Source organism: Enterobacter sp. MGH 38, assembly GCF_000492855.1.
GTDB lineage: Bacteria > Pseudomonadota > Gammaproteobacteria > Enterobacterales > Enterobacteriaceae > Enterobacter > Enterobacter hormaechei_C.
Map to the genome: position 1 here is coordinate 21999 of NZ_KI535608.1, position 12913 is coordinate 34911.

A 12913-nucleotide genomic window follows, 5' to 3' on the forward strand; every position below is an offset into this window, starting at 1 on the left:
ACCGATGCGCCGGTGAAGCCGACCATCGACGCGGCGCTGGACGACGTGGGCACCGTACAGGGCGCCCTGTCTAACGGCAGCAGCACCGACGACCCGACGCCGACCCTGAGCGGCAAGGCGGAAGCGGGCAGCACCGTGAAGATCTACGATCAGAACGGCCTGCTGGGCGAAGTGACGGCGAAGGCCGACGGCACCTGGAGCTTCTCACCGACGGCGAAACTGCCGGAAGGTGAGCACCGCTTCCACGTGACGGCGACGGACAGGGCGGGTAATACCAGCGCAGCGTCCGACGATTTCGTGCTGAACCTGGACTACACCGCACCAGAAGCAAGCAAAGTGAGCATCACTGACGTGGTGGATGACTTTGGTTCTGTGACCGGCTCCGTGACGTCAGGCGGTAAGACTGACGATAACACGCCGCTGATCAAAGGCACCGGCGCGGAAGCGGGCAACACCATCACCGTGTACAACGGCGACAAGGTGATTGGCACCGCCAAAGTACAGGCTGACGGCACCTGGGAGCTTCAGGTCACGAAAGCCCTGCCTGACGGGACTTACAACCTGACGGTGAAAGAGACCGACAGCGTGGGTAACACCACGGCGGCTTCACCGGAATACATTATTCAGATCGATGCAGGCGGTCAGCCGCTGCCACCGACCCTGAGCAGTGTCGAAGATGACGTCGCGCCGCATACCGGTCCATTGCAGAAGGATGCGACAACCAACGACAACACCCTGCTTCTGACCGGTACTGCGGAAGCCAACGTGACGGTTCGCATTTATGGCGGCCCGAACGGTACCACCCTGCTGGGTGAAACCAAGGCCGATGCCCAGGGCAAATGGAGCTTCAACACGCCGAAACTGGCGGACGGCGTTCATACGTTTGTCGCGGAAGCGATTAACGACATTGGTCAGGTAAGCCCGCAGACTGGCGGCTTCCCAATCACGGTTGATACCAGCGCGCCGGGTGAGGTCACAGGCTTTATCGTGAGCGATAACGAAGGTCCGAAGACCGGCGTATTGGCTAATGGCGACACCACTGACGATGCGACGCCGACCATCAGCGGTAAGGCAGAGCCAGGCAGCGTTGTTCACGTCTACGTGAACGGCCAGGAAAACGGTACTGCGGTTGCAGACGCGAACGGTAACTGGACCTACACCACCGGTTCTCTGGCGGATGGAGAATACACCTTCACCGCGCGTGCTGAAGATTCAGCAGGCAATCTGGGAGCTGAAAATGCCGGTGTTACCGTCACGCTTGATACCTCCAGCGTTCCGGTCACCATCGTTCGCGTGATGGACGATAAAGGCAGCGTCACGGGTGAAATGAAGGCGAACGACGTCACTGACGACGCGCGTCCGGAAATTATCGGTAAGGCGAAAGCAGGCAGCACTGTCACCATCATGGATGGCAACGTGGTGTTGGGCAGCGTCAAGGCCGATGCCAGCGGCAACTGGGTATTTACGCCTACCAGCGATCTGGGCGATGGCGTACACAACATTACGGCAACCGCGAAAGATCTGACGGGTAAAGAGGATACCTCCAGCACCTTCAGCTTCGAAATTGACAGTAAAGCACCGAATCGTCCGAGCATTGATTACGCGGAGGATCAGGTGGGTACCGTTAAGGACGACCTGAACAGCAACGATGTCACTGACGATCCGCAGCCGATCCTGCACGGTACGGCTGAAGCGGGCAGCACCGTCAATATTTACACCGTTGACGGCACCCTGCTGGGTTCAGTCACCGCGAACAGCAACGGGGCATGGAACTTCAAGCCGGGCAGCAAGTTACCTGAAGGGAAAAACACCTTCTACGTGACGGCCACGGATGAAGCCGGCAACGTCAGCGACAAGTCTGCGGACTTTATTCTGACTACCGACTACACCGCGCCGGATGCGAGCAAAGTGACCATTGATTCCGTCACGGATAACGTGGGTAACGTTCAGGGGATTGTTGCAGATGGCGGCGTTCTGGACGATTCACGTCCGGTAATTCGCGGCTCTGGTGCGGAAGTAGGCAACGTTATTACCGTGTACACCACGGATAAAGACGGCAACACCAAAGTACTGGGCACCACCACGGTCGATCAGAACGGCAAATGGGAACTGACGCCATCTGAATCGCTGTACGGTGATTCCATCAACCAACTGACCGTGACGGAAACCGATCGCGTTGGCAACGTGGCGAAACCGGCTGACAGCTATGACGTCATTATGTCCGACACGCCGGATGCGCCAGCGATCCTTAACGTTCTGGACGATACCGGCACAACCGTTATCAACCTGGCCAACAATGCGTTGACCAAAGACGATACGCCAACCCTGAAAGGAACGGCGGACGGTGCTGCGGGCGATACTATCACCATTTACAACGGCAGTCAGGTTGTAGGTAAAACAACGCTGAACAGCGATGGCACCTGGAGCTTCACGCCATCTCCGGCACTGGCTGACGGTAGCTACACCTTTACGGTGACCAATACCAACAGCGCGGGTCAGGAGAGCGATCGCAGCGGTTCGTTTACGGTAACCATTGATTCAACAGCGCCGAATCCGGTTTCCGGACTGCAGGTGTCTGACGATCAGGGTGCCTGGAAAGGTCAGTTGACCGACGGTATGACCACCGACGACAACAAGCCAACCTTCACCGGTAAAGCGGAGCAGGGCAGCACGGTTACTATCTATGATAATGGCCAGGCGATGGGTACCGTCACCGTCACCAACCCAGACGGTAGCTGGCAGTTCACGCCGTCCACGCCGCTGGTTGATGGCGAACACCAGTTCGCTACCCAGGTAACGGATCCGGCAGGTAACGCCAGCGCGATCGTTGACGATATCACCGTTAACGTCTCTACGGGCGCAAGCTATCTGCAGCTGCTGCAGGTGGTGGATGATGTCCAGGAAGCGGGTGGTTCTCGCGTGCTTCGCGATGGTGAAGTCACCAACGACAGCCAGGTACAGCTGGTCGGTAAGGCGACGGCGGGCAGTACCATTATCATCACCGACGTGGGTGGCGTTCAGCTGGGCACCGTGAAAGCGGATGCCAACGGTAACTGGGAATTCACGCCGACGAGCAGCCTGAGTGATGGCGCGCACACGCTGCGTATCACCGGGACCGACCCGTCCAATAACCCGCTCACGCCGATCGACTTTGATCTGGTTGTGGATACGGTTGCGCCTGTCGCACCGGCTATCACCGATGTGCTGGACGACGTCAACCCGGTTCAGGGTTCCGTTGCTCACGGCAAGCCGACCAACGACACCACGCCGGAAATCACCGGTACGGCAGAGAAGGGAAGCACGGTGAATGTGTACCATCAGGTGGATGCGACAACCCGCATTCTGCTGGGTACCGCCGTTGCCGATAGCACAACGGGTCAGTGGACGCTACAAATCACTGACGCGAACAAGCTGGCTGAAGGCACCTGGAATCTGGTCGCAACCTCCACGGACGCGGCGGGCAACGTCAGTACGCCGAGCAACACCTGGACAATTGTTGTCGATACCACCGTGTCTGACGCGGTTATCAACATCAGCTCTGTCTCGGAAGACCGTGGCGCTTCAGATACTGACTTCATTACCAGCGATAACACGCTGTTGATTAACGGTGAGCTGAACAAAGCCCTGCAGGCGGACGAGTGGGTTGAGATTAGCCTCGACAACGGTGTGACCTGGACGCGTGCCTCAACGGTAACCGGCACATCCTGGACTGTGGATATGCAGAGCACGCCGCTGAACGATGGTGCTTACACCATTCAGGCGCGCGTGGTGGATAACGCCGGTAACGTCGGCAGCACCGATTCTCAGGCGCTGCAGGTGGCATCGGGCGGCAGTGACATGAACGGTCTGTCTACGACAACCAAAGTGACTACCGATACCAGCCATGGTCTGACGACCGGGGATCACTTCAGCCACGCGGCAACGGCAACCAACGGCGACATGGTCACCCGTGACCGTACGGTGACCATCAGCGGCAACCTGAGCGCGGCGCTGCAGGCGGGCGAACATCTGCAGATCTCTCTGGATAACGGAAAGACCTGGAAAACGCTGGCGCTCAACGGCCAGAGCTGGAGCTATGAACTGCCGGAAGCGACGGCAAGCACCACCCACAGCTTCAAGCTGCAGGTGATTGACGTTGCGGGTAACCCGGGTACGAACACGAACTTTGCCGATAGCTACAACGTGGTTATCGATCTGGATTCTCCGAACGGTATTACCGGGGCGCCAGATGTGCCGCAGCACACCACCACAGGAGATTCGTTCACCTTCTCCAGCGGTCAATACGGTCGTGTTGAAGCGGGGGCGATTATCTCGCTGGTGAGTGACGTCAACAACAACGGGACATATCAGGAAGGTCTGGATCAGGTCATTGGCTTCGTGAAGGCTAACGCTGACGGCTCCTGGAGTCTGAATACGTCGCTGCCTTCTGGCGCACATAACCTGGCCTTTGTGGTCTGGGATGAAGCGGGTAACCGCTCAAGCATGAGCGCCAGCACCAGTACAGGTGTCACCGAAGGTGGCGGCAGTACGCTGATTGAACAAACCTGGGGGGGAACGACCGATGCGGATAGCCGCGGTTTGAACGCCGCTGCGGTGACCATCAGTCAGGACGGTTTGTGGTCATTCTTCCAGAGTGCTCGCGGCACTTCTGGTACAGCAACCGCTAACGCCGGACGTGTCTATGACTCCGTCACGCGTGAAGACTACGATTCAACGTACCTTGCCCAACCGTCAACTGAAAACGGTGCGGGTTACGACGTAGATAGCACGTCATACAGCCGTTATGTTAACTCCGCAGCCTTTGCGGACATTAACCGCGATGGCTATGCCGACGTCATGTCTCAGATCAGTAGCTATAGTAACGCGGGTCGTACCGCCTACTGGCTGCAGAACGCAGACGGTAGTTACTCCGCGAAGGCGCTGGATCAGGGCACCCTGAACCACCTCGGCGGCGTGATTTCCTATGACCGTGAAGGTGATGGCTATCTGGACTTTGTGCTGGGTGACTCCGAAGCAGACTCCATTTCGTTCATCAAAAATACGCAGGGCACGCTGAGTTACGAGGATAATTCCGGCTTCTCTGACGGACATCCTGGCGGGGCACTGCCAACGTCGCTGAGTGTGCTGCACGAAGTAGGGGCTGTGGATATCGATAACAACGGTACCGTAGATATTACGGCACATATCGACTACAACGGCGCTGGCAACCTCGTCGGCAACAACTCCCGCGGTCTGGGTATCTTGTATAACCAGACTACCGGGACGTCGAAGACCAACTTCGGTGAAGTTGGCTACTACGCGAACGTGTTCCGTGACGATGGCCATGAAGACTACGGTAACTTGTCTATCTCCATGACCTATGCGGATTACAACAACGATGGTTGGCTGGATCTGTTCCTGAGCCGTGGTTCGAAGGGGGGCAGTAACAGCGACGAGAGCCGTATCTATCTGAACGATGGTACCGGTAAGCTCAATGCAACGGACAGCCAGGCGCAGTGGTTTGGCGATAACGTTGATGGCGGCACGTCGCTGGCAGTGGACTGGAACCACGACGGTAAGATGGACATCATCGAAGTGCCACGCTCTGGCGTGACTGGCTCGCCAATGTTGTATACCAATACCGGTAGTAACAACTGGGGCGCCAATAAAGTCAGCCTGACAGGTAGCACGACGTTCAACAACATGACGGGTGCCGTCGCACTCGACTATGACTGGGACGGTTCGATGGACCTGGTGCTGTACCGCTCTGGCGCGGATGCTGATGTCGTGGCAAGAGACGACGCGGGACGCACGATGCTGGTGAAAAACACCAATATCGCGGCGGACGGCACGAGCCTGCAGATCCGTATTGTTGACGGCAACGGCATCAATACCTTCTACAGCAACACCGTGAAGTTATACAACTCAGCGGGCGAGCTTGTGGCAACCCAGTTGATTAACCCGCAGTCCTCTGGTTCCAGCAACAGCATGGGTCTGGTGAGCTTCTTCGGGCTGGATCCGAATGAAGTTTACTCCGTGCAGATGCTGCGCATTACCGACGGTGAAGCGGATCACGTTGGCGCAACGAGCAGCATTGGTGGTTACACCAACGGTACGGTAAATGAGAGCTGGGGTGGCCTGACAACAGGTAAAGCCCATGACTCCTACGTACTGACGGCGGAAAGCGGCAATGCGGCAAACAACACCTCTGGCAACAGCGGGATCGTCGGGACGGGCTATAACGACACCTTCTTCGGTTCTGCAGGCAACGACACCTACAACGGTGGCGGCGGCTGGAACCAGATTGTGAGCGGTAAGCCGGTCTGGAGCGAAACTGCCGGTATGGACGTTGTTGACTATAGCCGTTCAACTACTGCGATCAACGCGAACCTGTGGACAGGTACTGCAACCGGTAACGGCACCGATAAACTCCTCAATATCGAGGGTCTCTTAGGTTCCAGCCAGCAGGATACGTTTACGGATAACTCCGCAAATAACCTGTTCGATGGTCGCGGTGGCAATGACGCCTTCTACCTGGTCAACGGCGGTAACGACACGCTGATGTACAACGTGCTGGAAGGAATGACCAACGACAGCACCGGCGGCAACGGGCACGACACTATCCACGGTTTCAAGGTGGGTAATCTGGTGAAAGACAGTGATGCAGACCTGCTCGATATGAGCGAGCTGCTTGACTATAAGGGCTCTATCTCCTTCTTCGAGGACGATGGAAAACTGGAGCTGGATTACTCCTCCCGCGGCGTGCTGGATTACGTCAAGGTGGAAGTTGTCGGAAGCGATACCGTGATCAGTATCGACCGTGACGGTCAGGGCGGACAGCATGGATTTACTCAGGTTGTCACTCTGGCTGATGTTCAAACCGATCTGGTTACGCTGCTGCAGAATAACCAAATAATGATGTAACCCAGTAAAACCCGCCATCTTCGGATGGCGGGATTTCTGCGCATCTCTGTTGTTTTACGATCAATCACTGGGTTAATCGGGAATTTGATAAATGAAAGTAACCCCTCGGAATTTTAAAAAAATAAATCTGGCGTTCTGTGTCGCTGCTGCCTTAAGTGCATTTATGGCTAATCCCGCTTATTCAGCCGAAAAAGTGGAAAAGGCCATCGATTTACCGGTAGTGATTAAACCAGCGCCAAAAAATACGGCACCGCAGCCTTATCGTCCGGTAGCTGGCGTAACGCCTGAACTGGCGCAGGTTGTCGTCTATTATCCGCAGGGCACCGTTCCTGCGACAGTCTATGTGGACCGCGAGCTGCAGTCGGTGCTGTTGCCAGGCCAGTTTACCGTCCTGTGTGCCGCACCCGGTGCGCACACGGTGGAATCCTGGTTCAACGACCAGCCGACCTATCAGGGCAAACAAAACCCGCAGCAGCAGCTCAATACCGAAAGTGCTCAAACCTATTTTATTCAGGTGAACCCAGGCACTACGGGAAATACGGCGGCGCTGGAGGAACGCGCGCGCGCGGAATCACTTCTGAAAAATATGCATAAGCAGACCAGGATTATTAATCGAGCCTCGCAGGTCAAACCCTGTGATTACGTTAATAATACCGGCATAGTGCTTATTCAGGAGCAGGTACTGTTCCGCTTTGCCGCAAGCAACACGGTGGGCATTTTTGCGGAATCTCGCCAGAAGTTGGATGAGGTAGTGAAATTTATCCGCCAGGCGAATAACGTTCGTGAAATTCAGATTATTGGTTATACCGATGCGATTGGTAGCCGTGAAGCCAACCAGCGTCTCTCTGAAGCGCGTGCGAATACGGTTCGTTCGTTATTGATTGAGAAAGGTATTAAGCCAGAGCTTATTAATAACACAGTTGGACAGGGGGTAGCACAAACCGCTGAAGGTTGTGGAACCAGTGCCACCCAGCAAGCGGCGGGTTGTAACGTTAATAGCCGTCGTGTAGAAATTTTAGTGAAAAGCCACTAATTATGCCTAAAGAAAATACGGATCGCAGCGATGCTTTCCGTATTTTTTTGCAGAAGCGAGGAAGGGTTAACGGCGATTATGCACACTGGGGTTCGAAAGCAAGAGGGCTGGCGCTGCTGTAGTATTTTTTCTTCTCCCTGATAATCTCGTTCTCGATTGACTCCCGGATGATCTCGCCACAGGAATATATTTTTTTCAACGAGTTAAAACCCAGTTGCTTCATAATATTATTGGTATAGGTGTAGGTTGTTTTAGGTTTAATGTTGTGCACGAGGCTAATGTCATCAATGGTGTAACCCGCAATCATCAGCTTCAACACACAAAACTCCATATGCGTCAGTTCGATGTATTTGTTAACTACCTTGCTTTTGCTGGGGTGACGCTGGGCATGCATTTTTTTGATGATCTCATCGTTCGTAAGATTATTTATGTTTACAAGACGATGCCTGAAATGGGAACAAATGCAGGAAAACAGTGTGGGAAAAATATCCGAATGATAGGCGATAATAACTTCTGATATGGTTGCATTATGCGCTTTTTTTCGAAGAGAGATCAGCCAGTGGAAGTAAATGATATTACTGTATATCGAGTCAGGTAAAACTAAATATAGGGTAAAAAAAGAGCCCCTCCTGACCTCTTTAGTCCAGGAAAAAAGATTCTGTTGATTGTCAAAAGAGATGACTTTCTCTTTCCTGAATGTTTCTGAAAGCAAATGATGTAGACCGATATTGCTAAACTGACATCGTGATAAAATAACTTTAGACGTATCCATTGGTATTCCTTTGGTTAACTTGAATGGAAGGAGTCCATCTTCGTAATGTTGCATACCGACAGACAGGTACTACGGTATGAATATATTTATATTTTACACGACATGAATAAACTATTAATTAAGAACACTCCTTCAGTAAATGGGAATTGTTAACCTCGCAGGAATGTAATTTCACGCTGACATTAATGTAAGAAAGCGATGTTTTCAACCAGGAATAATCCACATATCCAGGACAGGCAAAACATGTGATGGTTATAATTTTATAAATAATGGCTTGCTGGATTTCTTCCTTACGGGAAGCATGTCGTTTGGCCGATTAATTAAAGAGAGTGTCGTTGTACAGGGATGACATTGTGAAAAGCATGAAAAAAATCGCGGTTCTGTTTATTTTAAGTTCTACCTTACTTCTTGCCGGCTGCCAGATCGCGCCGGGCAGCCATATCGATACCTCCGGAAAAAAAGTGGTTCATTCGCAGGAGAATAAGCAGAGCGAGCTGGATATTCATGTTTATCCCGTCACACCTGCGCTGATAGCGCAGCTGCGGGAAAACGTGGCTGTTGCCCAGGGCAATGCAGAGCTAAACAAGCGCCTGGAGGCGTATGAATACCGTATTGGTGTTGGCGACATTATTATGGTGACCGTTTGGGAACATCCGGAACTCACCACTCCATCAGGACAGTATCGAAGCGCCAGCGATACGGGAAACTGGGTACATTCAGACGGAACTATTTTTTATCCCTACATCGGGAAAGTTGTCGTGAAGGATAAAACGGTGACGGAAGTCAGAGAGATGATTACCGGGCATCTGGCGAAATATATTGAGTCTCCTCAGGTGGAAGTGGGGATTGCTGCGTTCCGTTCACAGAAGGTCACGGTATCGGGTGAGGTAAACCAGTCTGGCCAGCAGCCTATTACTAACGTGCCGCTGACGATTATTGATGCAGTAAACCAGGCCGGTGGCCTGACGGAAAATGCCGACTGGAGCAATGTGGTATTAACCCAGGGGGGCAAAAAGTCGACAATTTCGCTTCAGGCCCTCATGCAGTATGGCGATTTACAGCAGAATAAATTGCTTTATCCGGGCGATATTCTCTATGTCCCACGCAATGACGATTTAAAAGTGTTTGTCATGGGGGATGTTGTTAAGCAGAGCACCATGAAAATGGATCGCTCAGGCATGACGCTGACGGAAGCGCTGGGGAATGCTGAGGGGATGAATCAGCTAACCAGCGATGCCAGTGGGATATTCGTGATCCGTTCTGAGGCCAAATCAGAAGACGTAAACGAGAAACGTGCGGCGATCTACCAGCTCGACGCGCGAGATGCTACTGCACTGGTACTTGGAACAGAATTTAAGCTCAAGCCTTACGACATTGTCTATGTGACATCCGCACCAGTTGCGCGCTGGAACAGGGTCATTAACCAGCTAATGCCGACCATTACGGGTATCTACAGCCTGACGGAAACGACTCGCTTTGTGAGAAACTGGGGAAATTAATCGTGAAGGGGCACTATAACGCCATCCTGGTGGTTTGCACGGGCAATATATGTCGTTCTCCGGCGGGAGAACGAATATTGCGTTCCTGCTTGCCGGAAATGACGGTGGACTCCGCCGGGATTTCAGCACTATCGGGTGAATGTGCCGATCCCGTTATTCTGCAAACCGCCCGGAATTATGGATTTTCTCTGGAAGGGCATATCGCACGTCAGCTCACCCCAGCGATGTGCCGTGAGTACGATCTTATCCTGACGATGGAGAAGAATCATATTGAAGCGGTAACCCGGATGGCCATGGAGGCCAGGGGGAAAACGTTTTTATTCGGCTACTGGCTTCAGCAGCTCGAAATTGCCGACCCGTACCGCCGGGGACGTGAAATATCAGATTTGATTTTTAAACAACTTTTATCCTCTGCTGAAGAATGGGTAAAGGTTTTTCAGCAGATTGAATAAGTAAGGCTGATTACCGTATGAATAACAGATACGTTAGCAACGATCCTCCCGATTATCTCCAGCGCGGGGAGGAGATTGATCTTTTCCATATCCTCAAGGTTTTATTTTATAGCAAAGTGTGGATAGCGGCCACGACTCTCCTGTTTATTGTGTGCGGCATTATTATTGCTAACACTTTGACGCCCATTTACAAAAGTGATGCGTTAATTCAGGTTGAGAAAAACCCTTCTCTGGGAATATTAAGCAAGCTGTCCCCTGTGCTACCTGAGGGGGCAGGGGTAAGTTCTGAATCAGAAGTGTCGTTAATAAAATCACGCCTGGTGATTGGAAAAACGGTGCGCGATTTAGGGCTGGATATCGTCACGACTGAAAAAACCTATCCTGTAGCCAACGGCCTATTGCAACGTCTGTTCGGTCATCAACCGGCGAAAATTGCGATTGCCTATCTTTCCGTACCGGAACCGTATATCAATCAGCCCCTGAAGCTGGACATGGTTCAGTCTGGAGGCTTCGTATTATATATCGGAGAGTCCATTGTTGAGGGCAAAGTCGGTGTGCCTGTCCACACTGACGACGTTGATTTCCTGATTGACAGCGCTCAGCTCACTGAAAATACTTCATTTATTATTATAAAGCGCAACGAGTATTCTGTCATCGAAGAAATAAAGGAGAGACTCTCCATTGATACCAAATCGGGTGGGAACGGCATGTTACATTTGAGCATGACTGGCCCCGAACCGGTGATTATCAGCAAAATACTCGATAATATAGCACATAACTATCTGGCTCAGGACGTTGCGCGGAAGTCAGAAGAGGCCAGTAAAAGCCTGGCTTTTTTAAATAAACAGTTACTGCAAATCAAAAGTAATTTGATAGAGGCTGAAAGTAAACTTAATGAATTTCGGAAGAATAATGAGTCTGTTGACTTATCATTAGAAGCGAAATTTATTCTGGATAATGTTGTTGCTATTGACACTCAACTTAATGAACTGACGTTCAAGGAAGCAGAAATCTCCAAGCTGTATAAACGAACGCACCCTGCGTATAAAGCATTGTCAGAGAAAAAAGCGATTCTTGTTGCAGAAAAAGAGAAGCTCAACCAGCGAATTAGCGCGATGCCCAGCACGCAGCAAGAGATCCTGAGTATGACCCGCGATGTGCAGATGGGTAATGACATTTATCTGGTTTTACTGAATAAACAGCATGAATTAAATATCAGTAAGGCCAGTACGCTGGGCAACGTGCGTATTATCGATCGCGCGGTAACGCAGCTGAAGCCGGTCAAACCTAAAAAGCTGCTGATTGTTATTCTGTCAGCCATGCTCGGTTTCCTTTTCTCATCGGGGATCATCCTTGTTCGCAACATGCTGATAAAAGGGATCAGGCAGCCGGCGGAACTTGAGATGCGCGATATTCCAGTGTATGCGGTTGTTCCCCTCGCTCCGGAGTTGACGAAGCGCAGACGGTGCCGTGCGATCCCGACGTATCAGTCTGATGAGCTGCTGGCAAATTCAGCCCCAACGTCGCTTGCGATAGAGGCGCTGAGAGGGCTTCGTACCAGTCTCCATTTCGCCATGCTTAAAGCCGGTAATAACATATTAATGATCTCCGGCACCTCTCCTGGGGTAGGGAAGTCATTTGTCTGCTCCAACCTGGCTGTCCTGATGGCTCAGGCGGGAACACGGGCATTGTTGATTGACTGCGATTTACGCAGAGGATATTTGCATCGCATTTTCTCAAAGACCGAGAGCAGAGCCGGCCTGGCTGATTTCTTAACGGAAGGCGGCAATATCGAAAGCGTTATTCAGAAAACCGAATATTCAGGAGTGGATTTTATCGGCCGCGGGCGCATGGTCACTCACCCGGCGGAACTCATCATGACGGATAATTTTGCAGAGTTGATAAGGGCATGCTCAACGTTGTACGACGTGGTAATCGTTGATACCCCTCCCATCCTGAGCGTAACGGACGCAGCGATTATAGGAAGATATGCATCGACTTCCCTGATGGTGGTGCGGTTCGAACAAAACTCGATAAAAGAAGTGGAGGCGGGACTGCGCCGCTTTGAACAAAATGATGTTGCCATTCAGGGTACGATATTTAACGGTGTAGAAAAAAGGGCTGCTGAGTCTTACACCTATGGTGATTATTCTTATCAGGATTAGCGCATTGTTTTTAATAAAGGATGAGTCATTAAGGCAACAGGAAGTCTACTATTCCTAATGTCAAATGACTTGTTCCTAATCAAAAGTGC

The 12913-nt window shown here is 52.1% G+C and carries 6 protein-coding genes; 5 read left to right on the forward strand and 1 reads right to left on the reverse strand.

What is annotated here, in order from left to right; genetic code table 11:
* Positions 1 to 12 precede the first annotated feature (12 nt).
* Together L384_RS22625 and L384_RS11125 are read left to right on the forward strand one after the other, a co-directional pair.
* Positions 13 to 6903, forward strand: coding sequence for an Ig-like domain-containing protein (locus L384_RS22625; protein WP_219810704.1), 6891 nt, complete (start codon positions 13 to 15; stop codon positions 6901 to 6903).
* A gap of 163 nt (positions 6904 to 7066) precedes the next feature.
* Positions 7067 to 7936 (forward strand): OmpA family protein, encoded by an 870-nt coding sequence (locus tag L384_RS11125; RefSeq protein WP_223237575.1) that lies wholly within the window; start codon positions 7067 to 7069, stop codon positions 7934 to 7936.
* A 76-nt stretch (positions 7937 to 8012) separates the two neighbouring features.
* Here the strand turns inward: L384_RS11125 and L384_RS11120 are convergent, their stop codons facing one another.
* The gene (locus L384_RS11120; protein ID WP_023315445.1) at positions 8013 to 8708 is read right to left on the reverse strand and encodes a helix-turn-helix transcriptional regulator; all 696 of its coding nucleotides are present in this window, start codon (positions 8706 to 8708) and stop codon (positions 8013 to 8015) included.
* Between the two features lie 362 nt (positions 8709 to 9070).
* On the opposite strand from L384_RS11120, the gene L384_RS11115 reads away from it, so the two are divergent.
* Genes L384_RS11115 through L384_RS11105 form a run of 3 tightly spaced genes read left to right on the forward strand, consistent with a single transcriptional unit; the run spans position 9071 to position 12824 of the window.
* The gene (locus L384_RS11115; protein ID WP_023315446.1) at positions 9071 to 10207 is read left to right on the forward strand and encodes a polysaccharide export protein; all 1137 of its coding nucleotides are present in this window, start codon (positions 9071 to 9073) and stop codon (positions 10205 to 10207) included.
* 2 nt (positions 10208 to 10209) lie between these two features.
* Positions 10210 to 10659: an arsenate reductase/protein-tyrosine-phosphatase family protein gene (locus L384_RS11110; protein WP_023315447.1), complete on the forward strand. Its 450-nt coding sequence runs from the start codon at positions 10210 to 10212 to the stop codon at positions 10657 to 10659.
* Between the two features lie 17 nt (positions 10660 to 10676).
* On the forward strand, positions 10677 to 12824 hold the full coding sequence (locus tag L384_RS11105; RefSeq protein WP_023324190.1) for a polysaccharide biosynthesis tyrosine autokinase: 2148 nt from the start codon (positions 10677 to 10679) through the stop codon (positions 12822 to 12824).
* The last annotated feature ends 89 nt before the right edge of the window (positions 12825 to 12913 follow it).